Source organism: Citrobacter freundii complex sp. CFNIH9, assembly GCF_002903305.1.
Lineage (GTDB): Bacteria > Pseudomonadota > Gammaproteobacteria > Enterobacterales > Enterobacteriaceae > Citrobacter > Citrobacter portucalensis.
In genome coordinates this window covers 3,940,599-3,962,938 of the sequence record NZ_CP026238.1, presented here as the reverse complement: position 1 = coordinate 3,962,938, position 22,340 = coordinate 3,940,599, and the positions used below count along the sequence as shown (strand labels likewise).

Annotated in this window: 21 protein-coding genes; 13 read left to right on the top strand and 8 right to left on the bottom strand. The window is 55.0% G+C overall.

The features are described from left to right. The first annotated feature begins 121 nt into the window (after positions 1-121). From hycA to hycI, 9 genes are all read left to right on the top strand, one after another. The gene (hycA, locus tag C2U43_RS20165) at positions 122-580 is read left to right on the top strand and encodes a formate hydrogenlyase regulator HycA (RefSeq protein ID WP_008785633.1); all 459 of its coding nucleotides are present in this window, start codon (positions 122-124) and stop codon (positions 578-580) included. A 143-nt stretch (positions 581-723) separates the two neighbouring features. Beyond that, complete coding sequence (gene hycB, locus C2U43_RS20160; RefSeq protein WP_003825909.1) at positions 724-1,335, top strand: formate hydrogenlyase subunit HycB; 612 nt, start codon at positions 724-726, stop codon at positions 1,333-1,335. Continuing rightward, complete coding sequence (hycC, locus tag C2U43_RS20155; protein ID WP_003825912.1) at positions 1,332-3,158, top strand: formate hydrogenlyase subunit 3; 1,827 nt, start codon at positions 1,332-1,334, stop codon at positions 3,156-3,158. The genes hycB and hycC overlap by 4 nt, the downstream gene beginning before the upstream one ends. A gap of 2 nt (positions 3,159-3,160) precedes the next feature. Further along, positions 3,161-4,084 carry a respiratory chain complex I subunit 1 family protein gene (locus C2U43_RS20150; protein WP_003825914.1) on the top strand — a complete coding sequence of 308 codons (924 nt, stop codon included), beginning with the start codon at positions 3,161-3,163 and terminating at the stop codon, positions 4,082-4,084. A gap of 17 nt (positions 4,085-4,101) precedes the next feature. Then, the gene (gene hycE / locus C2U43_RS20145; RefSeq protein WP_003037393.1) at positions 4,102-5,811 is read left to right on the top strand and encodes a formate hydrogenlyase subunit HycE; all 1,710 of its coding nucleotides are present in this window, start codon (positions 4,102-4,104) and stop codon (positions 5,809-5,811) included. A 9-nt stretch (positions 5,812-5,820) separates the two neighbouring features. Then, on the top strand, positions 5,821-6,363 hold the full coding sequence (locus C2U43_RS20140) for a formate hydrogenlyase complex iron-sulfur subunit (protein WP_003825918.1): 543 nt from the start codon (positions 5,821-5,823) through the stop codon (positions 6,361-6,363). Then, entirely contained in the window at positions 6,363-7,130 is a 768-nt protein-coding gene (hycG, locus tag C2U43_RS20135) for a formate hydrogenlyase subunit HycG (protein WP_003037388.1), read from the top strand. Before C2U43_RS20140 ends, hycG begins: the two co-directional genes overlap by 1 nt. Further along, positions 7,127-7,537, top strand: coding sequence for a formate hydrogenlyase maturation HycH family protein (locus tag C2U43_RS20130; RefSeq protein ID WP_003037385.1), 411 nt, complete (start codon positions 7,127-7,129; stop codon positions 7,535-7,537). Before hycG ends, C2U43_RS20130 begins: the two co-directional genes overlap by 4 nt. Continuing rightward, on the top strand, positions 7,530-8,000 hold the full coding sequence (gene hycI / locus C2U43_RS20125; protein WP_003037382.1) for a hydrogenase maturation peptidase HycI: 471 nt from the start codon (positions 7,530-7,532) through the stop codon (positions 7,998-8,000). Before C2U43_RS20130 ends, hycI begins: the two co-directional genes overlap by 8 nt. A 56-nt stretch (positions 8,001-8,056) precedes the next feature. Here the strand turns inward: hycI and C2U43_RS20120 are convergent, their stop codons facing one another. The 3 genes from C2U43_RS20120 to ascF all read right to left on the bottom strand — a co-directional run bounded on the left by C2U43_RS20120 (position 8,057) and on the right by ascF (position 11,370). Next, on the bottom strand, positions 8,057-8,296 hold the full coding sequence (locus C2U43_RS20120; RefSeq protein WP_008785630.1) for a SymE family type I addiction module toxin: 240 nt from the start codon (positions 8,294-8,296) through the stop codon (positions 8,057-8,059). A gap of 172 nt (positions 8,297-8,468) precedes the next feature. Next, positions 8,469-9,893, bottom strand: coding sequence for a 6-phospho-beta-glucosidase (locus C2U43_RS20115; RefSeq protein WP_008785629.1), 1,425 nt, complete (start codon positions 9,891-9,893; stop codon positions 8,469-8,471). Between the two features lie 22 nt (positions 9,894-9,915). Then, positions 9,916-11,370, bottom strand: coding sequence for a PTS cellobiose/arbutin/salicin transporter subunit IIBC (gene ascF / locus C2U43_RS20110; RefSeq protein WP_032944740.1), 1,455 nt, complete (start codon positions 11,368-11,370; stop codon positions 9,916-9,918). A 264-nt stretch (positions 11,371-11,634) separates the two neighbouring features. Between ascF and C2U43_RS20105 the strand changes: the two genes are divergently transcribed. The 3 genes from C2U43_RS20105 to hypF all read left to right on the top strand — a co-directional run bounded on the left by C2U43_RS20105 (position 11,635) and on the right by hypF (position 15,723). Then, positions 11,635-12,648: a LacI family DNA-binding transcriptional regulator gene (locus C2U43_RS20105; protein WP_103285689.1), complete on the top strand. Its 1,014-nt coding sequence runs from the start codon at positions 11,635-11,637 to the stop codon at positions 12,646-12,648. Between the two features lie 145 nt (positions 12,649-12,793). Then, a complete protein-coding gene (gene hydN / locus C2U43_RS20100; RefSeq protein WP_003037366.1) occupies positions 12,794-13,339 on the top strand; it encodes an electron transport protein HydN in 546 nt (181 codons plus the stop codon). 143 nt (positions 13,340-13,482) lie between these two features. Continuing rightward, positions 13,483-15,723, top strand: a complete 2,241-nt coding sequence (gene hypF, locus C2U43_RS20095; RefSeq protein ID WP_103285688.1) for a carbamoyltransferase HypF — start codon at positions 13,483-13,485, stop codon at positions 15,721-15,723. A 161-nt stretch (positions 15,724-15,884) separates the two neighbouring features. On the opposite strand, the gene norW is transcribed toward hypF, so the two are convergent. Both norW and norV read right to left on the bottom strand, forming a co-directional pair. Continuing rightward, positions 15,885-17,018, bottom strand: coding sequence for an NADH:flavorubredoxin reductase NorW (gene norW, locus C2U43_RS20090; protein WP_103285687.1), 1,134 nt, complete (start codon positions 17,016-17,018; stop codon positions 15,885-15,887). Further along, positions 17,015-18,463: an anaerobic nitric oxide reductase flavorubredoxin gene (norV, locus tag C2U43_RS20085; RefSeq protein WP_048225258.1), complete on the bottom strand. Its 1,449-nt coding sequence runs from the start codon at positions 18,461-18,463 to the stop codon at positions 17,015-17,017. The genes norW and norV overlap by 4 nt, the downstream gene beginning before the upstream one ends. Positions 18,464-18,654: 191 nt before the next feature. On the opposite strand from norV, the gene norR reads away from it, so the two are divergent. Continuing rightward, complete coding sequence (norR, locus tag C2U43_RS20080; protein WP_103285686.1) at positions 18,655-20,175, top strand: nitric oxide reductase transcriptional regulator NorR; 1,521 nt, start codon at positions 18,655-18,657, stop codon at positions 20,173-20,175. Here norR and gutQ read toward each other — a convergent pair. The 3 genes from gutQ to gutM all read right to left on the bottom strand — a co-directional run bounded on the left by gutQ (position 20,172) and on the right by gutM (position 22,333). Further along, positions 20,172-21,137 carry an arabinose-5-phosphate isomerase GutQ gene (gene gutQ, locus C2U43_RS20075; protein ID WP_003825938.1) on the bottom strand — a complete coding sequence of 322 codons (966 nt, stop codon included), beginning with the start codon at positions 21,135-21,137 and terminating at the stop codon, positions 20,172-20,174. The genes norR and gutQ overlap by 4 nt on opposite strands. Next, entirely contained in the window at positions 21,130-21,903 is a 774-nt protein-coding gene (gene srlR / locus C2U43_RS20070; RefSeq protein WP_103285685.1) for a glucitol operon DNA-binding transcriptional repressor SrlR, read from the bottom strand. Before srlR ends, gutQ begins: the two co-directional genes overlap by 8 nt. 70 nt (positions 21,904-21,973) lie before the next feature. Next, positions 21,974-22,333, bottom strand: coding sequence for a transcriptional regulator GutM (gene gutM, locus C2U43_RS20065; RefSeq protein ID WP_008785622.1), 360 nt, complete (start codon positions 22,331-22,333; stop codon positions 21,974-21,976). Positions 22,334-22,340 lie beyond the last annotated feature (7 nt).

Sequence of the window (22,340 nt, the reverse complement as noted above, 5' to 3'; positions counted from 1 at the left end):
GATGACGAAATGACATGTCGTCACCCGCCTTTGATTTTTTATCTATATGAAAATTAAGTAATTTAATTTTGGCATGAAATGTGCTTAAGGCTGTTCATCTCTGCTAAACGGGTAACCTGACATGACTATTTGGGAAATAAGCGAAAAAGCCGATTACATCGCTGAACGGCATCGTCGCCTACAGGACCAGTGGCGTATTTACTGCAACTCGCTGGTTCAGGGGATCACCCTGTCAAAAGCGCGTTTGCATCATGCGATGAGCTGCGCACCGGACAAGGATCTCTGCTTCGTCCTTTTTGAACACTTCACTATCTACGTCACGCTGGCGGACGGCTTTAACAGCCATACCATCGAATACTACGTCGAAACGAAAGACGGTGATGATAAGCAGCTGATTGCACAGGCAGAATTGACTATCGACGGTAAGGTCGATGAGCGTATTAGCAACCGCGATCGCGAGCAGGTGCTGGAGCACTATCTCGAAAAAATCGCCACCGTCTACGACAGCCTGTACACCGCGGTTGAGAACAATATGCCGGTGAATTTAAGCCAGCTGGTTGAGGGACACAGCCCGGCTTAAGCCTCGGGTGCTGCCCACTTTGTCATGATGCGGTCTACATACTGCGTCACGACGTTTTAGGGAATGGGCATGTCGAAAAATGTCGAAATGACATTTGGTAGACATGTTTTCGTCAAAAATGACTATCACCTGAGGAATGCCTGGTGAATCGTTTTGTAATTGCTGACTCCACTCTTTGTATTGGCTGCCACACCTGTGAAGCCGCCTGCTCAGAGACACATCGCCAGCATGGCCTGCAGTCAATGCCGCGCCTGAAAGTGATGTTAAATGAAAAAGAATCCGCGCCGCAGCTTTGCCACCAGTGTGAAGATGCGCCTTGCGCCACCGTGTGTCCGGTTAATGCCATTAACCGCGTTGATGGCGCCGTACAGCTGAACGAAAGCCTGTGCGTAAGCTGCAAACTGTGCGGGATCGCTTGTCCGTTTGGCGCGATAGAGTTTTCCGGTAGCCGTCCGCTACACATTCCGGCAAACGCCAATACGCCAAAAGCGCCTCCGGCTCCGCCAGCGCCTGCTCGCGTGAGTTCGCTGTTGGACTGGGTTCCTGGCGTTCGTGCCATCGCGGTGAAATGCGATCTGTGTAGTTTTGACGAGCAAGGTCCTGCCTGCGTGCGCATGTGTCCGACCAAAGCCCTGCATCTGGTGAGCAACATGGATATCGCCCGCGCCAGCAAACGTAAGCGTGAGCTGACTTTCAATACCGATTTCGGCGATCTCACCTTGTTTCAGCAGGCTCAGAGTGGGGATGCAAAATGAGCGCAATTTCACTGATTAACAGCGGCGTAGCCTGGTTTACAGCGGCTGCGGTTCTGGCATTTCTGTTTTCATTTCATAAATCGCTGAGCGGCTGGATTGCTGGGGTTGGCGGTGCAGTCGGCAGCCTGTGTACGGCAGCCGCGGGTTTTACCGTTCTGACTAATGCGCTGGCAGTGAGCGGCGTGATGCCGTTTATTGGTCACAGTCTGCAAATTACTCCGCTGAATGCTATCTGGCTGATTACACTGGGCCTGTGCGGCCTGTTTGTCAGCCTGTACAACATTGACTGGCATCGTCATCCGCAGGTGAAAGCTAACGGCCTGCTGGTGAATCTGCTGATGGCCGCGGCGGTATGTGCGGTGGTTGCCAGCAACCTTGGTACGCTGGTGGTGATGGCGGAAATCATGGCGCTGTGTGCCGTGTTCCTTACCGGATGCAGTAAAGAAGGCAAACTTTGGTTTGCGCTGGGGCGTATTGGTACGCTGCTGCTGGCGGTCGCCTGCTACCTGGTGTGGCAACGTTACGGCACGCTGGAGCTGCGTCTGCTAGACCTGCGCACCCAGGAGCTGCCGCTCGGGTCTGACATCTGGCTGCTGGGCGTGGCAGGTTTTGGCCTGCTGGCCGGGATTATTCCGCTGCACGGTTGGGTGCCACAGGCACACGCCAATGCCAGCGCACCGGCTGCTGCGCTGTTCTCTACCGTCGTCATGAAGGTTGGTCTGCTGGGTATTCTCTCCTTGTCGCTGCTGGGCGGTAACGCGCCGCTGTGGTGGGGGATTACGCTGCTGGTGCTGGGCATGATCACCGCGTTTGTTGGCGGTCTGTATGCGCTGATGGAACACAATATCCAGCGCCTGCTGGCGTACCACACGCTGGAAAACATCGGCATTATTCTGCTGGGTCTGGGCGCTGGCGTGACCGGAATTTCCCTGAATCAACCGGCACTGATTGCGCTGGGTTTGACCGGCGGTCTGTACCACCTGGTAAACCACAGCCTGTTCAAAAGCGTTCTGTTCCTGGGCGCAGGCAGCATCTGGTTCCGTACCGGTCATCGTGATATCGAAAAACTGGGCGGTATCGGTAAACGTATGCCGGTTATCTCGCTGGCGATGCTGGTTGGTCTGATGGCGATGGCCGCACTGCCGCCGCTGAACGGTTTTGCCGGTGAGTGGGTTATCTACCAATCCTTCTTTAAGCTTGGCAACAGCGGCGCGTTTGTCGGTAGCCTGTTAGGACCGTTGCTGGCGGTAGGGCTGGCAATTACCGGCGCGCTGGCGGTGATGTGTATGGCGAAAGTCTATGGCGTTACGTTCCTTGGCGCACCGCGCACGAAGGAAGCTGAAAATGCCTGCTGCGCGCCAATCCTGATGGGAGTGAGCGTCGTCGCGCTGGCTATCTGCTGCGTGATTGGCGGCGTTGCTGCGCCGTGGCTGCTGCCGATGATCTCCTCTGCCGTTCCGCTGCCGTTGGAAACCGCGAACACCACCGTTTCTCAGCCAATGATCACGCTGCTGCTGATCGCGTGTCCGCTGCTGCCGTTCATCATCATGGCCATTTTCAAAGGCAACCGTCTGCCGTCGCGTTCACGCGGTGCGGCATGGGTGTGTGGTTACGATCACGAGCAGTCAATGGTGATTACCGCGCACGGTTTTGCCATGCCGGTGAAAGAAGCCTTTGCCCCGGTACTCAAACTGCGTAAATGGCTGAACCCGGTATCACTGGTTCCGGGCTGGCAGAATGCGGCTGCACCGGTGCTGTTCCGTCGCCTGGCGCTGATTGAGCTGGCGGTGCTGGTGGTGATTGTGGTTTCACGAGGAGCCTGAGAATGAGTGTTTTATATCCGTTAATTCAGGCGCTGGTGCTGTTTGCCGTTGCGCCGCTGCTGTCCGGTGTTACCCGCGTGGCGCGTGCGCGTTTGCACAATCGCCGCGGTCCGGGCGTTTTGCAGGAATACCGCGACATTATCAAACTGTTGGGCCGTCAGAGCATTGCGCCTGCGGATTCCAGCTGGGTTTTCCGCCTGACGCCGTTTGTGATGGTGGGCGTGATGCTGACTATCGCCACTGCGTTGCCGGTAGTGACCGTTGGCTCGCCGCTGCCACAACTGGGCGATCTGATCACCTTAATTTACCTGTTCGCCATCGCCCGTTTCTTCTTCTCTATCGCGGGACTGGATACCGGTAGCCCGTTTACCGCCATTGGCGCCAGCCGTGAAGCGATGCTCGGCGTGCTGGTTGAACCTATCCTGCTGCTGGGGCTGTGGGTAGCGGCACAGGTTGCGGGTTCAACCCATATCAGCAATATCGCCGATACCATTTATCACTGGCCTGCTGCGCGCAGCATTCCGCTGATTCTGGCACTGTGCGCCTGTGCTTTCGCCACCTTTATCGAAATGGGCAAACTGCCGTTCGATCTGGCGGAAGCAGAGCAGGAGCTGCAGGAAGGTCCATTGACCGAATACAGCGGCAGCGGTTTTGCCGTGCTGAAGTGGGGCATTAGCCTCAAACAGCTGGTCGTTCTGCAAATGTTCGTTGGCGTGTTCCTGCCGTGGGGACAGATGGAAACCTTCACCGCCGGTGGACTGCTGCTGGCGCTGGTGATTGCCGTCGTCAAGCTGGTCCTCGGCGTGCTGGTCATCGCCCTGTTCGAAAACAGCATGGCGCGTCTGCGTTTTTGCGCCACTTCACGCGTGACCTGGGCCGGTTTTGGGTTTGCGTTTTTAGCGTTCGTCTCCTTGCTGGTGGCGTGATTTAAGAGAGTTTGAGCATGTCTGAAGAAAAATTAGGTCAACAATATCTCGCTGCGCTGCACCAGGCCTTTCCGGGCGTGGTGCTGGATGAAGCCTGGCAGACCAAAGATCAGCTGACGATCACCGTCAAGGTGAACTACCTGCCGGAAGTGGTGGAGTTCCTGTACTACAAACAGGGCGGCTGGTTATCCGTGCTGTTTGGTAACGACGAACGTCAGCTGTGCGGTCATTACGCCGTTTATTACGTGATGTCGATGGAGCAGGGCACCAAGTGCTGGATAACCGTCCGCGTTGAAGTCGATGCCAATAAACTGGAGTTCCCGTCCGTCACGCCGCGCGTTCCAGCAGCGGTCTGGGGCGAGCGTGAAGTGCGCGACATGTACGGTTTGATCCCGGTTGGTTTACCGGATGAGCGCCGTCTGGTGTTACCGGATGACTGGCCGGACGAACTCTATCCGCTGCGTAAAGACAGCATGGATTATCGTCAGCGCCCGGCGCCGACTACCGATGCTGAAACCTACGAGTTCATCAACGAACTGGGCGACAAGAAAAATAACGTGGTGCCGATTGGCCCGTTGCACGTCACCTCCGATGAACCCGGTCACTTCCGCCTGTTTGTTGACGGTGAGAACATCATCGACGCCGATTACCGTCTGTTCTATGTCCACCGCGGCATGGAGAAACTGGCGGAAACCCGCATGGGTTACAACGAAGTGACGTTCCTGTCAGATCGCGTGTGCGGCATCTGCGGCTTTGCGCATAGCACCGCTTACACCACCTCCGTTGAGAATGCGATGGGCATCGTGGTGCCGGAACGTGCGCAGATGATCCGCGCTATTCTGCTGGAAGTTGAGCGTCTGCACTCGCACCTGCTCAACCTCGGCCTGGCCTGTCACTTCACCGGTTTTGACTCCGGCTTTATGCAGTTCTTCCGCGTGCGTGAAACGTCGATGAAGATGGCGGAGATCCTCACTGGGGCACGTAAAACCTACGGTCTGAACCTGATCGGCGGTATCCGTCGTGATCTGCTGAAAGAAGATATGATCCAGACCCGTCAACTGGCGCAGCAGATGCGTCGTGACGTGCAGGAACTGGTCGATATGCTGCTCAGCACGCCGAACATGGAACAGCGTACCGTTGGTATTGGTCGGCTTGATCCGGAAATTGCCCGTGACTTCAGTAACGTCGGCCCGATGGTTCGCGCCAGCGGCCACGCGCGTGACACCCGCGCTGATCACCCGTTTGTCGGCTATGGTCTGCTGCCGATGGAAGTTCACAGCGAGCAGGGCTGCGACGTTATTTCTCGCCTGAAAGTCCGTATTAATGAAGTCTACACCGCGCTGAATATGATCGACTTTGGTCTGGACAACCTGCCGGGCGGTCCGCTGATGGTGGAAGGATTTACCTATATTCCTCACCGTTTCGCACTGGGCTTTGCTGAAGCGCCGCGTGGAGATGACATCCACTGGAGCATGACCGGCGACAACCAGAAACTGTATCGCTGGCGCTGCCGTGCGGCGACTTACGCCAACTGGCCGACGCTGCGCTACATGCTGCGTGGCAATACCGTTTCCGATGCCCCGCTGATTATCGGTAGCCTCGATCCTTGCTACTCCTGTACTGACCGTATGACTGTGGTTGATGTGCGTAAGAAGAAGAGCAAAGTCGTGCCGTACAAAGAACTTGAGCGCTACAGCATCGAGCGTAAAAACTCGCCGCTGAAATAAGGAATCGCCATGTTTACCTTTATCAAAAAAGTCATCAAAACCGGGGCACCGACGTCGTCGTATCCGCTGGAGCCGATTGCGGTCGATAAAAACTTCCGTGGCAAACCGGAACATAATCCGCAGCAGTGCATCGGCTGTGCGGCCTGTGTGAACGCGTGCCCGTCGAACGCGCTGACGGTAGAAACCGATCTGGTCACCAATGAGCTGGCGTGGCAGTTCAACCTTGGGCGCTGCATTTTCTGCGCCCGCTGCGAAGAAGTCTGCCCGACAGCGGCGATCAAGCTGTCGCAGGAGTATGAGCTGGCGGTGTGGAAGAAAGATGATTTCCTGCAGCAGTCTCGTTTTGGCCTGTGCAATTGCCGCGTATGTAACCGTCCGTTTGCGGTGCAAAAAGAGATTGATTACGCCATTGCGCTGCTTAAGCACAACGGTGATACCCGCGCGGAAAACCACCGTGAAAGCTTTGAGACCTGCCCGGACTGTAAGCGCCAGAAATGCCTGGTGCCGTCTGACCGTATTGAACTGACTCGCCATATGAAAGAGGCCAGCTGATGAGCAATTTATTAGGCCCACGTGACGCCAACGGTATTCCGGTACCGATGACGGTGGATGAATCCATTGCCAGCATGAAAGCGTCGCTGCTGAAAAGCATCAAGCGTTCAGCGTACGTTTACCGCGTGGACTGCGGCGGCTGCAACGGTTGCGAAATCGAAATCTTTGCTACGCTTTCTCCGCTGTTTGATGCCGAACGTTTTGGCATCAAAGTCGTCCCGTCACCGCGCCATGCGGATATTCTGCTGTTTACCGGCGCGGTAACCCGTGCCATGCGCTCTCCGGCGCTGCGTGCCTGGCAGTCTGCGCCAGATCCGAAAATTTGTATCTCTTACGGTGCCTGCGGTAACAGCGGCGGTATCTTCCACGACTTATACTGCGTATGGGGCGGCACGGACAAAATCGTACCGGTGGACGTGTATATTCCAGGTTGTCCGCCGACGCCTGCGGCAACGCTGTATGGTTTTGCTATGGCGCTGGGTCTGCTGGAGCAAAAAATTCACGCGCGTGCGCCGGGTGAACTGGACGAACAGCCGGCGGAAATTCTGCATCCGGACATGGTTCAGCCGCTGCGCGTGAAGGTGGATCGCGAGGCTCGCCGTCTGGCGGGATACCGCTATGGTCGCCAGATTGCTGATGACTATATGACGCAGTTAGGGCAGGGCGAGCATCAGGTTGCGCGCTGGCTGGAAGCGGAAAACGATCCGCGTCTGACCGAGATCGTCACGCATCTTAACCATGTTGTCGAAGAGGCGCGTATCCGATGAGTGAAACGGTGGTGTTCAGTCAACTGAGCCGTAAGTTTATTGATGAGAACGATGCGACGCCCGCTGAGGCGCAGCAGGTTGTCTATTACAGCCTGGCGATTGGTCACCACCTTGGGATCATCGATTGCCTGGAAGCGGCGTTAACTTGTCCATGGGACGAATATTTGGCATGGATTGCTACCCTTGCTGAGGGAAGCGAAGCCCGCCGGAAAATGGAAGGCGTGCCGAAATACGGCGAGATCGTTATCGATTTCAACCATGTACAAATGCTGGCGCGCGCGTTCGATGATGCGCGTGCCGTGCAGACCCCGCAGCAGCAGGAGTGGAGCAAGCTGATGCTTAGCATGCTGCACGACATACACCAGGAAAGCGCCATCTATCTGATGGTGAGGAGACACCGTGACTGACGTTTTATTATGTGTGGGTAACAGCATGATGGGCGATGACGGCGCGGGCCCGCTGCTGGCTGAAATGTGTGCTGCAAATCCTCAAGGCAACTGGGTTGTCATCGACGGCGGTAGCGCGCCGGAGAACGATATTGTCGCCATCCGTGAACTGCGTCCGCAACGTTTGTTGATTGTTGATGCCACCGATATGGGGCTGAACCCCGGTGAAATCCGCATTATCGATCCTGATGACATTGCCGAGATGTTCATGATGACCACCCACAACATGCCGCTGAACTACCTGGTAGATCAGCTGAAAGACGATGTTGGTGAGGTAATTTTCCTCGGCATTCAACCGGACATCGTCGGTTTTTACTACCCGATGACACAGCCGATCAAAGATGCGGTTGATACCGTCTATCAGCGATTAGCCGGTTGGGAAGGACACGGTGGATTCTCCGAGTTGGAAGCACCAGAAGAGTAAACTGTATCAGTGCCGGATGTGAACCACATCCGGCCTGTTTTCCCAGTGTATCCTCGTCATTCAATTGCCTGCTCAATAATTAATTTCCCCTGCATCACTGATACATTCACTGCCGTACCGGTCGGAAATCCAGCTTGTTCCAGCCAGTCGCCGTTCAGCGTGAGTGAGGCGTGACGACTGATTCGTCGTGTATATCCCGTTTTTGGATCTTCATGGCGTTTTCTGACATAGCTGACTTTCAAGCGACGTACCGGTTTGGTGATTGCCACCGCTGTTTTGCCCTTTTTATCAAACATGCACGCTTCCTTGTGGTGAACGGCCAGGATTAAAAACTACTGAATAAAATGCCAGTAAAAAAGGGGGAGGGCAAACCTGAAACTGGAAGGACGATTCCAAATCCGGAATGTAATAAATGAAATGAAAATATGTACTTCTGCCGGAAGGCTGTAACCCCCTCCGGCAGATCCGTCATGCCAGATCGGCACCGTTACTGGCGATGACTTTTTTGTACCACCAGAATGATTTCTTGCGTGTACGTGCCAGCGTGCCGTTGCCCGCGTCATCGCGGTCCACATAGACAAAACCGTAGCGTTTGCTCATCTCACCGGTTGAGGCTGAAACCAGATCGATACAGCCCCAGGAGGTGTAACCCATCAGTGGCACGCCATCTTCAATCGCGTCTGCCATGGCGCGAATATGTTCGCGTAAATAGCTGATGCGATAGTCGTCATTGATCTCACCGTTAGCATCGATTTCATCTTTCGCTCCCAGCCCGTTTTCCACCAGAAACAGCGGCTTCTGGTAGCGGTCATACATCATATTCATGGTGATGCGCAGGCCGAGCGGATCGATTCCCCAGCCCCATTCACTGGCGGCAATGTACGGATTACGCAGCGACTTCACCACGTTGGCGGCGCTGGTATTGCCCGTGTTCATTTCAGCGGAGGCGCAGCGCGATGCGTAATAGCTGAACGAGACGAAATCGACGGTGTTTTTCAGGATGTCGTCGTCTTCCGGGGCTTTTTCGATTACCACGCCTTTTTCGCGAAACACGCGGGCAGAGTAAGCCGGGTAGGCCCCGCGCGCCTGCACATCAATAAAGAACAGGTTTTCACGGTCTTTTTCCAGTGCGGTCCACACATCTTCCGGCTTACACGAGTAAGGATAAAAATTACCGCCAGCCAGCATACAACCGACCTGGTTTTGCGGATTAATTTCATGGGCTATTTTAGTCGCCAGGGCGCTGGCTATCAGTTCGTGGTGAGCGGACTGATATTTCACCTGATCCTGATTTTCACCTTCTTCAAATACCAGCCCGGCGCCTGAAAAGGGGCTGTGCAGCATAATGTTGATTTCGTTGAACGTCAGCCAGTACTTCACCAGACCGTCAAAGGCCTCGAAGCAGGTACGGGCGTAGCGGGTAAAGAACTCCACCATTTTGCGGTTACGCCAGGAGCCGTACTCGGTGACCAGATGCATAGGCACATCGAAGTGACACAGCGTGACTAATGGCTCAATACCGTATTTTTTACACTCGGCAAACACGGCCCGATAAAACGCGATTCCGTCTTCATTCGGCGTCAGCTCGTCGCCGTTAGGGTAGAGGCGGCTCCAGGCAATGGACGTCCGAAAAACCGTAAATCCCATTTCCGCCATCAGCGCGATATCTTCTTTATAGCGATGATAAAAGTCGATTGCCTGATGGCTGGGATAAAATTCGTCATCCCGCAGCGTAAAGCGCTTTTCCTGACCCAGTTTGACGGGCATGCGGTGTGTGCCGTGGGGGATCATATCGACGGTAGTCAGCCCTTTGCCGCCTTCCCGGTATGCCCCTTCAGATTGGTTGGCGGCCAGTGCGCCGCCCCATAAAAATCCTTGCGGAAAAACAGACATAATTAACCTCAGTTCATACCAGTCAAATGCTGGCTCCATTGATATTGCCCGGTTGTGCGGCCTGGTTTTTTCTGGCCTGCGCGGCTGCATCTTCGACAGGAATATCTTCAAAGCCGAGAATCAGCGTTAATACAAAAGAAAGCACTACCGCCAGCGCCATTACGCCAAATACCCAAACGATGGTCATCGGATTGGCCGGATCGAAAAACTGGACGCTGGTGAACAGACCTGGAGCCGCCATGGAGTGGCTTGCAAGCCCGGCCATTCCAGCAACAGCACCGCAGATAAAACCGCTGATAAGGCTCGCAATCAGCGGACGTTTCAGGCGGATTGCCACGCCATACAGCGCGGGTTCGGAAATGCCCGCCATGATGGCTGAGGCGGCGGCCGCCAACGCCGTCTGGCGCAGCTCCGGGTTTTTGGTTTTCCATGCCACTGCCAGCGATGAACCACCTAACGACAAATTGGCGCCAATTTCCGATGGCATTACCATGCCTTCTTTTCCGGTTTCGGCAATGGTCTGAATAATGGTTGGCGTAAAGACACGGTGCATACCGGTCATTACCAGCAGCGGCCACAGCGCGCCCATAATGGCCACTGACAGCCAGCCGAGATAGCCGTGGATGGTATAGACCAGCGCTGAAATCGCGCTACCAATCCAGATACCGATCGGGCCAATGATGACGATGGCGAGCGGGGCGGCGATCAGCACGATCAGCATCGGTTTGAGGAAGTTTTTGGTCACCGCCGGAGTTATACGATCGACCCAACGTTCGATGTATGACAAGCACCAGGTCATGACCAGCGCCGGGATCACCGTGTAGGTGTATTTCACCGCCGTCACTGGGATCAGGGCAAACTCAACGTGCTCACCCTGCGCGGCCTTCGCCATCAGGTCGATAAAGCTGGGATGCACCAGTACGCCCGCGATGGCGATAGCCAGCGACATGTTGGTTTTGAATTTGATAGCGGCCGACGCGGCGACCATCAGCGGCAGGAAGAAGAATGCACCGTCGCCAATGACGGTCAGAATGGTGAGCGTGGACGATCCTTTCACCAGCACGCCGGTCATTTCCAGAACCATCGCCAGCAGCTTGAGCATTGATCCGCCGATAATCGCCGGGATCAACGGCGACATTGTGCCGATCAGCGCATCAAGGATCCCCGCGCCAATCCGCTTCAGCGTCAGTCGGGGTTTGATTTGCGGCTCAGCAGGCTGCATGTTGGCAGGCAACAGGCTGACCACTTCACGATACGCCTGCGAAACGGTGTTGCCGATAATCACCTGACATTGGTTCTCGTTGCGCACCACGCCCAGCACGCCAGTGAGGGTTTTCAGCGTCGCGCTGTCGACCTGCGAGTCATCTTTGATAACGAAACGCAAACGGGTCATACAGTGGGTCACTGCTGTGATGTTGTCGACGCCTCCCAGAGCCGTCACAACGGAGCGCGCCAGCGCTGCATAATTCTTGGACATCGGATTTAATCCTGTTTTATCAGTAGAGTACGTTATTTTTTATCCGTTTACGTGGATCGCTTTTCTGGGTTGATGAAACGCAGATAGGAAACCGGTTCCACAAAATCATGTTTAAATTGTATTAACTGATCAAGATTTAATTTTGATCAATTTTTGTAATTGTGACTCCGATCACCAGATGTCAGCGTCTGCGATTTAGCAGCAAGGACAGCGGCAAAACGGTGCAGTACACTGCGTCACATTGAGAGAAAAGGGATGAGTAATATGACCACGATGCTGGAGGTGGCGAGGCGTGCCGGAGTGTCGAAAGCGACGGTTTCCCGGGTGCTTTCCGGAAACGGCTATGTCAGCCAGGAAACCAAAGACCGCGTGTTTCAGGCCATTGAAGAGAGTGGTTACCGCCCAAATTTGCTGGCGCGCAGTCTCGCGGCGAAAACCACGCAGACACTGGGTCTGGTGGTAACAAACACCCTTTATCACGGCGTCTATTTCAGCGAACTGCTGTTTCATACCGCGCGGATGGCGGAAGATAAAGGGCGCCAGCTGTTACTGGCTGACGGTAAGCATAGCGCTGAGGAAGAGCGCCAGGCGATCCAGTACCTGCTCGACCTGCGCTGTGACGCGATTATGATTTATCCGCGTTTTCTCAGCGTGGATGAGATAGATGACATCATCGATGCCCACAGCCAGCCGATTATGGTGCTTAATCGACGCCTGCGGAAAAACAGTAGCCATAGCGTATGGTGCGATCAAAAGCAGACCAGCTTTAACGCCGTTACTCAGCTCATTGCCGCCGGGCATAAAGAGATTGGTTTTATTACCGGCTCGATGGATTCGCCAACCGGCGTGGAGCGACTTTCAGGCTATAAAGACGCGCTGGCACATCATGGGATCGCGCTAAATAATGATCTGATTGTTAAAGGGAAATGGACGCCAGCCTGCGGTGCAGCGGGTGTGGATACTTTACTTTCGCGCAAGGTCAATTTTACCGCATTGGTGGCCAGCAATGACGATATGGCGATCGGTGCGATGAAGCAGTTGCACGAGCATGGTGTGAGCGTTCCCGCACAGGTGTCGGTGATTGGCTTTGATGATATCGCCCTCGCGCCATACACTATTCCGGCGCTTTCCAGCGTTAAAATTCCGGTAACAGAAATGATTCAGGAAACGATTGGGCGTCTGATCTTTATGCTAGGTGACGGGGCGTTTACGCCGTCAAAGACCTTCACCGGTGAACTCATTGCGCGCGACTCAGTTGCGCCGCTCGTTTCGCGCTGACGGCTGTCATTTGTCATCGTCACTAGTGACGATGACACGCCCTTCTTGCGTTCTTCAGAATAAAATTCCTTTAATAACAGTATATTAAATTCTGGCACGATTTGTGTATGCTTCGGCAGATATTCTGTCATTGCTGGAGAAATTGATGAACCGTTTCATCATTGCAGACGCCAATAAATGCATTGGTTGCCGTACCTGTGAAGTGGCCTGCGTGGTATCCCATCAGGATAACCAGGACTGCGCATCGCTGACCCCTGAAACCTTTTTACCCCGCATTCACGTCATCAAAGGCGTTAATGTCTCCACGGCGACGCTGTGCCGCCAGTGCGAAGACGCGCCGTGCGCTAACGTCTGTCCGAACGGTGCGATCAGCCGTGATAAAGGTTTTGTTCATGTAATGCAGGAACGTTGCATTGGCTGTAAAACCTGCGTTGTGGCTTGTCCTTACGGCGCAATGGAAGTGGTCGTGCGTCCGGTCGTGCGTAACAGCGGCGCAGGTCTGAACGTCCGCGCAGAAAAAGCTGAAGCCAATAAGTGCGACCTGTGCCACCATCGTGAGGCCGGTCCTGCCTGTATGGAAGTGTGCCCAACTCACGCGCTGATATATGTGGATCGCAATAAGCTTGAGCAACTGAGCGCGGAAAAACGTCGTCGCGCCGCGCTGGATTCCACCGCATCTTTGCTGTTCTGATATCTGAAAATCCGCGTAAAATACGGTAGTACTTATGCCGGATGGCGGCTTTGCCTTATCCGGCCTACTGTTCGCATCCACGTAGGCCTGATAAGCGTAGCGCCATCAGGCAAACCGGGATAGATGACTGCGGGAACGACTTAATGACAATAAACAACCACTCCGGCGTACAGCTGCGTATTCGCGGCAAAGTACAGGGCGTCGGATTTCGCCCCTACGTCTGGCAACTGGCGCAGCGCTTACAACTGCATGGCGATGTGTGTAACGACGGTGACGGTGTGGTTGTGCGCTTACAGGAAGATCCGGCGGAATTTATTGCGCAGTTGTATCAACACTGCCCACCGCTGGCGCGCATTGACAGCGTTGAGAGCGAACCATTCGCCTGGACGCAGCAGCCTGCCGATTTCTCGATTCGTCAAAGTGCTGGCGGTACGATGAATACGCAAATCGTTCCGGATGCCGCGACCTGTCCCGAATGCCTTGTTGAAATGAACACCCCCGGTGAACGTCGTTACCGATACCCCTTTATCAACTGCACCCACTGTGGTCCGCGTTTTACGATTATCCGCGCCATGCCCTACGATCGTCCGTTTACCGTAATGGCGTCATTCCCACTCTGCGCGCAATGTGACAAAGAGTATCGCGATCCGTACGACCGTCGATTCCACGCCCAGCCAGTGGCTTGTCCGGCATGCGGCCCTCATCTGGAGTGGTTCTGTGCGGGTGAGCGAGCGGAGAAAGAAGAGGCGCTGCAGGCGGCGGTATCGCGGCTGAAAGCAGGTGGTATTGTGGCGGTTAAAGGCATTGGTGGGTTTCATCTGGTGTGCGATGCGCGAAATGATAACGCCGTAGCGCTACTCAGGCTGCGCAAACACCGTCCGGCGAAACCTCTGGCAGTGATGCTGCCTGGCGATGACGGACTACCGGAATCCGCTCGTCGTTTGCTGACTACCCCTGCTGCGCCGATCGTGCTGGTGCAGAAACGCTATGTCGCTGCATTGAGCGAGGGCATTGCGCCGGGGTTAACGGAGGTTGGCGTCATGCTGCCAGCGAATCCGTTACAGCATTTACTCTTACAAGAGATGAATTGTCCGCTGGTGATGACCTCTGGCAACCTCAGCGGCAGGCCTCCGGCCATTACCAACGCCCAGGCGCTGGAAGATTTACACGACATTGCCGACGGTTTCCTGCTGCATAATCGCGAAATTGTGCAGCGGATGGATGACTCCGTGGTGCGCGACAGTGGGGAAATGCTGCGTCGTTCCCGGGGATATGTGCCAGATGCGGTCGCACTACCGCCAGGATTTCGCGACGTGCCGCCGATGCTGTGCTTAGGGGCGGATCTGAAAAATACTTTCTGTCTGGTGCGCGGCGAGCAAGCGGTTATCAGCCAGCATTTGGGCGATCTTAGCGATGACGGCATTCAGCAACAATGGCGTGATGCACTACGCCTGATCCAGAACATTTATGACTTTACGCCGCAGCGTATCGTGCATGATGCACACCCTGGCTATGTTTCCAGCCAATGGGCCAGTGAAATGGAGCTGCCAACTGAAACGGTGCTGCATCACCATGCGCATGCCGCTGCGTGTCTTGCGGAGCACGGCTGGCCGCTCAATGGCGATGATGTGATTGCTCTGACGCTAGACGGTATCGGTATGGGGGAAAACGGCGCGCTGTGGGGAGGGGAGTGTTTGCGGGTCAACTATCGTGAATGCGAACACCTTGGCGGCTTACCGGCGGTAGCGCTGGCGGGCGGCGATCTGGCGGCAAAACAGCCGTGGCGTAATCTGCTCGCGCAGTGCCTGCGTTTTGTTCCTGACTGGCAGCGTTATCCGGAAACATCGGTGCTGCAACATCGAAACTGGAACGTGCTGGCGCGCGCTATTGAACGGGGAATTAACGCTCCGCTGGCGTCATCGTGCGGACGACTGTTTGATGCCGTTGCTGCCGCGTTGCAATGTGCACCGGAATCATTGAGTTATGAAGGTGAAGCGGCCTGTGCGCTTGAGGCGATGGCATCGCAATGTGATGGCGTTGATCACCCAGTCACGGTGCCGCTTGATGACAATCAGCTGGACTTAGCAGTTTTTTGGCAGCAATGGCTGAACTGGCAGGCCAAACCAGCAGAAAGGGCGTGGGCGTTTCACGACGCGCTGGCGCGTGGGTTTGCCACTCTGATGCGAATGCAGGCCGAAGCGCGCGGGATTAAGACGTTAGTATTTAGCGGTGGCGTGATGCATAACCGCTTATTGTCGGCCCGTCTGGCGTTTTATCTGCGTGATTTTACCTTACTGTTCCCGCAGCGTTTACCGGCGGGCGACGGCGGGTTGTCATTGGGGCAGGGCGTGATTGCCGCAGCGCGAGCATTGGCGAAAAAATAAAAAAAGCCCCGGGACTGGCGGGGCAAGGAAAACATGTCGGGGCATACCGACAAGTGGCAACGCACATCCATGTGCGTGAGGTTAATAAATGAGTAGCAGCGTTGCCGGGCAAAGTCGTAGGCCGGATAAGACGCGAAGCGGCGCCATCCGGCATCCCGGACTTACACGGGCAACGTTTTCAGCAGCGCAAAGGCCTCTTTCATGCGGTCTTCACTGACGACAAACGCACACAGCTGGCCTTCGTCGTTCATCCCTCTGGCAACCATTCCCTGCGCTTCGGCGGCGATGTGCCAGTTTAGATCGCGGCGCTGGGTTTCCCCGGCCAAATGCAGAGGCAGTTCTGGCGTTTTGACTTTTACCAGCATGGCTGGCAGTTTCAATGGCGCATTGCCGCCGAGCAGGTTTTTCGCCAGATACATGGCGCTCAGCTGAATCGGCTGCAGGAACGGGAGCACCTGACCGTTAATCTCCGCACAGTCGCCGAGAGCATAAATGTCCGGGTGGCTGGTTTGCAGGTAGCTATCGACGCAGACGCCACGATTGATGTTCAATCCGGCACGACGCGCCAGTGCGGTCTCCGGGCGTAAGCCGGTGGCGGCGATCACCGCATCGACTTCTACGCTGCGGCTACGATCGAGCGTGGCACTAATACCTGACGCCGTTTTTTCCAGCCCCTGAAGCTGTGATTTCAACAGCAGGTGTACGCCCATATCGGTCAGACGATGCTGTAAGCGACTGCTGACTTCCGGCGGCATCAGCGAAGCCAGAATGCTGGCAGCGTTGTCGATAAGCGTTACCGCTTTACCGGCACGACAGAAATCCATCGCCAGTTCACTGCCAATCAAGCCGCCGCCGACAATCAGCACCCGCTGGGCGTCACGCAACTGCGTTTCACAAGCGCGATACTCTTGTTGGCTGTTCAACGTGAGCATTAACTCACGTCCGGTAACCGGCGGTACAAAGGCTGAAGCGCCCGTCGCCAGCACCAGTTTGTCGTACTGCCACTGCTGATCCTGGCTTTTCACTACGTGGGCATCAGCATCGATGTCGGTTACCCAGGTGTGCGGAAATAGACGCAAATTAAACTGTTCGGCAAACTCCCCCGCCGACTGGCGGGTGAGGTCGTCTGCACGCTGTGACTGACTGATAACATGGCTGAGATCGGGCTTGTTGTACTCATCCATGCTGTCCGCAGCAATCAGGGTCAGCGGGACATTTGCATCCTGCTTACGGATATTTTTGACTAACTGGCGGGCGGCGAAGCCCGAACCAATAATGACAATTCCGCGGCTCATTTTGCCTCCGTTGCCAGGACGTCGAAGACGTCTTTACCTAATGAACATTCCGGGCACAGGAAGTTATCCGGCACGTCGCTCCACGGTGTTCCCGGCGCGACATCCTGCAGCGGTTCACCTTTTGCCGGGTCGTAAATCCACTGGCACACGCTGCACTGCATGCTAGGGCCAAGATCGGCGGCAGCCGCAGCGGCGCAGGCGCATTCTTCTTCTTTGGATGCGGGTTTCACGGTTGTTTCCGGCAGTGGAGCAAGCGCCCACTGACGCGCGATTTCACGGCCGTGCTGGCGGCATAGTTCCAGCGCATCCAGGTCCGGACGCCATTTCGCCTTCAGGCTCAGCGACATTTCGAAACCAGCATCCTGCAAACGCGTAGACAAACGGTCTACTGCGCCGCCGCTCCAGCCGTGTGAGCCAAAGGCGCTGGCGCGTTTGTTACGAAAACGCAGGCCGGTCATCTCTTCCACCAAACCGGCGATTTTTGGCATCATCACGTTGTTCATCGTCGAAGTACCGACCAGCACGCCTTTAGAGCGGAAGACGTTAGTCAGAACTTCGTTCTTATCGCTACGGGCGACGTTAAAGATTTTCACCGCCACGTTCGGGTCAACTTCGTTGATGCCCTGGGCTATGGCGTCCGCCATCATGCGGGTGTTGTTGGACATGGTGTCGTAGAAAATGGTGATGCGGTCTTCCTGATAATCCGCCGCCCATTTCAGGTACATTTCCACGATTTGTGTCGGGTTGTCGCGCCATACCACGCCGTGGGAAGTAGCAATCATATCGACAGGCAGGTTGAAGCCGAGGATCTCAGTAATTTTCGGTGTAACCAGACGGCTGAACGGCGTCAGAATGTTGGCGTAGTAACGCTGGCACTGTTCGAACAGTTCGGTCTGGTCAACTTCGTCGTTAAACAGACGTTCGTCGCAGTAGTGCTGACCGAAGGCGTCATTACTGAACAGCACCGCGTCGCCGGTCATGTAGGTCATCATGCTGTCAGGCCAGTGCAGCATTGGCGTTTCAACGAAGATCAGCTGTTTGCCGTTACCAATGTCCAGTGAATCACCGGTTTTCACCACGTTAAAGTTCCACTCCGGATGATGGTGATGCCCGTTGATGGAGTCAATGGCGTTGGCTGTGCAGTAAATCGGCGTGTCCGGGATGCAGGACATCAGCTCAGTCAGCGCCCCTGCATGGTCTTCTTCCGCGTGGTTAATGATGATGTAGTCGATATCCGCGAGGTCAATTTCACTGCGCAGGTTCTGCACGAATTCACGGCTAAACTTGTGGTCTACTGTATCGATCAGGACATTTTTTTCTTCACGGATGAGATAGCTGTTGTAGCTGCTGCCGCGCAGCGTTTTGTATTCAGTCCCGTGGAAATCACGAACTTCCCAGTCACGTTGGCCAACCCAATGAATGTTATTTTTAACCAGAATAGACATAGCAACCTCAGTAATTAATTCAGCGTTTTTCTAAAAAAGATGTTTTGCTTATTGCAGGTTGCGTGCCAACTCTTTATCTTATTGATTTTAATGTTTTTATTGTTTTATGCTTATTAAGTGGTAGTCAAAATGACTATTTATTTTATTGTCAATATGACAATATGAATTGTCAAAATGACAATGAGGTAGTCATGAGCTTTTCCGTAGACGTGCTGGCGGGCATCGCCATTGAATTACAAAGCGGTATTGGACATCAGGACCGTTTTCAACGTCTGATAACCACTTTGCGTCAGGTGCTGGAGTGCGACGCGTCGGCACTGCTGCGCTACGAGTCGCGACAGTTTATTCCGCTGGCGATCGATGGGCTGGCGCAGGATGTTCTCGGCAGACGCTTTACTCTGGAAGGGCATCCACGTCTGGAGGCGATTGCCCGCGCCGGAGACGTGGTTCGTTTCCCTGCCGACAGCGATTTGCCAGACCCATATGATGGTCTGATTCCGGGGCAGGAGAGTCTGAAGGTGCATGCCTGTATTGGGCTGCCGTTGTTCGCCGGTCAAAATTTGATTGGTGCGTTAACCCTGGATGGCATGGAGCCCGATCAGTTCGATGTTTTCAGCGATGAGGAGCTTAGGCTGATTGCCGCGCTGGCGGCGGGTGCGCTGAGCAATGCGCTGCTGATTGAACAACTGGAAAGCCAGAATATGCTGCCAGGTTCGTCAACCAACTTTGAGCAGGTGACGGAAACCCAGATGATTGGCCTGTCGCCCAATATGATGCAGTTGAAAAAAGAAATTGAGATTGTGGCGGGGTCTGATCTCAACGTGCTGATTAGCGGCGAAACAGGGCCCGGGAAGGAGCTGGTGGCTAAAGCTATCCATGAAGGTTCGCCGCGCGCAGTGAATCCACTGGTGTATCTGAACTGTGCAGCGTTGCCGGAAACCGTAGCCGAAAGTGAGCTGTTTGGTCACGTAAAAGGCGCGTTTACCGGGGCTATCAGCAATCGTAGCGGTAAGTTTGAAATGGCCGACAATGGGACGCTGTTTCTCGACGAGATAGGCGAACTCTCGCTGGCGCTACAGGCTAAGCTGCTACGCGTATTGCAGTACGGCGATATTCAGCGCGTGGGTGACGATCGCAGCCTGCGCGTGGATGTGCGGGTGCTGGCGGCGACGAACCGTGATTTACGCGAAGAGGTGCTGGCCGGGAATTTCCGCGCGGATTTGTTCCACCGTCTGAGCGTCTTCCCCCTTTTTGTACCGCCTCTTCGTGAGCGCGGCGAAGATGTGGTGCTGCTGGCCGGCTATTTTTGCGAGCAATGCCGACTGCGGCTGGGTCTTTCCCGCGTGGTGCTAAGCCCCGGCGCGCGTAGCCATCTGCTGAATTACGGCTGGCCCGGAAACGTGCGCGAGCTGGAGCATGCCATTCACCGGGCGGTTGTTCTGGCCAGGGCTACCAGAGCTGGGGATGAAGTGGTGCTGGAGGCGCAGCATTTTGCCTTGCAGGACGAAGGTCCGGCTCCGCAGGCGGCGGAAGTTGTTGCGGAGATCCCGCAACATCACAATCTGCGTGAAGCAACAGAGTCGTTCCAGCGGGAGATGATCCGCCGGGCACTGGCGCAAAATAATCACAGTTGGGCGGCAAGTGCGCGGGCGCTGGAAACAGACGTCGCCAACCTGCACCGGCTGGCGAAACGTCTGGGTCTGAAGGATTAGATAATACCGGCTTGATAGAAATCCTGCAGGTTGATAGCACCGGTGAGTTTACCGTTTTCATCGACCACCGGTGCGGCAGTGATTTTACGCTTCATCAGGATCTCTTTGGCGTCAATCGCGCGGCTCTGCGCCTGCAGCGTAATGCCATTCTGAGTCATAGCTTCACTAACCTGGGTGGTGAGCGCTCCGCCGCCAACCAGCCAGCGGCGTAGGTCTCCGTCGGTAAAGACACCTTTCACCAGTGACTGGTCGTCGCAGACCGCGACCAGGCCAAGACCCGTGCGGCTGAGTTCCAGCATCGCGTCCATAACGCTGGTGGTGAGCTTCACCTGAGGTATGGCATCGTCACGGCGCATCAGATGATGCACTTTATTTAACAGACGAGCGCCCAGCGCACCTGCCGGATGTGAGCGGGCAAAATCTTCTTCGTTAAAGCCGCGCGCCTGCATTACGGCGATCGCCAGCGCGTCGCCCATCATCAACGTATTTACGGTGCTGGACGTCGGTGCCAGGCGCATCGGACAGGCTTCGCGCTCAACGGAAATATCCAGCACGGCTTTGGCTGCCAGACCCAACGGTGAGGTCGGTTTTCCGGTCATTGCCAGCAGTGCGACGGATTTGTCTTCCAGGCGTGGGATGATGAGATCCAGCTCTTTCGCACCGCCGGAGTAGGAGATAAACAGCATGACATCACGGCTTTCGATCATCCCTAAGTCGCCGTGCAGCGCTTCCGCCGGATGCACAAAAAAGGCGGGCGTGCCGGTGCTGGCGAGGGTCGCCGCAATTTTTTTGCCAATATGACCTGATTTACCAATACCGGAGACAATGACTTTGCCTTCACAGTGGATAATCGTATTGGCGGCGCGGACAAAATCATCGCCCAGGCGTTCTGGCAGTCGGCTGGCTTCCTGTAGTTCCAGCATTAACGTCTGACGGCCCGCGTTCAGTAGTGCATCACTCATTGGTTTCTCCGGTTATGATCACTTCAATCCCTTTTGCTTCCAGCGCCTGACGAAACACAGGGTCGATGCCCGCATCGGTAATCAGCTTGTCGACGCTTTCCAGACTGCATACAACATTAGGGCTTTTGCGCCCAAATTTTGACGAGTCAGCCATCAGAATCACTTCGCGAGCGGCATTGCACATCGCTTTACTGACGCTAAACACCTCATTAAAGGTGGTCACGCCGGCATTAAGGTCAATGCCGTCGGTGCCCATGAAGAGTTTATCAAAGCTGAACTGCTCAAAGGCGTTTTCTGCCAGCTGACCGTGAAATGACGCAGATTTTTTGCGAAAGGTCCCGCCGGGCATCAGGATAGTTTGCTCGTTGTCCAGCTCCGAAAGGGCGTTAACAATGTGCAGACTGTTGGTCATGACGGTGATGTTGCTAAAGCGCGTGAGCATCGGCACCATCTGCAGTACGGTGCTACCCGCATCCAGAATAATAGAGTCGCCATCGTGTATAAAACGGACGGCGGCTTCGGCAATCTGCTCTTTTTTATGCGTATTGATTAGCGTTTTGTGATCGATTGGCGGGTCGGATTCGTCTTTATTTAATACCACACCGCCATAGGTACGAATGACGGTTCCGGCATTTTCCAGAATGACCAGGTCTTTGCGAATGGTCGTGCCGGTCGTGTCAAAGTAGTGGGCCAGTTCTTCAACCGAGCATTTGCCCTGCTTTTGCAGATGCTCCAGTATGGCAGCCTGACGCTGACGAGGTTTCATAGGCGTGATTACCCTGACTTAATAAGTTGCAAAATGATAATTTCGCAAGCTATTAGCATTCACAACGAAATTACCCATGTTTCAGTTTAAGCGCCAATGATAGTGCATTCTGTGATAACGGATCATGGGGAAAGATCACATCAGGCTGTAAATCATCAAGATGTTTGCCCATTATCGTGGCAATTTTGCCTGGTCGGGCGAATACCGTAAGACCTTTCATAAATAACGTGTCGGTCACCCGTTGCTGCTCATCCAGCGCAATGGCTACCACCACGCGCGGTTTAAAACGCCCACCGGAGCGACCAACACCAACCCGACCTTGCTGGCAGAGTTGATCAAACGCCCGGTTAAAGCGGGATATTTGCCAGCCACCAAGCGCCAGTTGCAGGCACCAGGCGATAGCGGCGACGGTAATCAGTGCGGAAACCATTATGTAC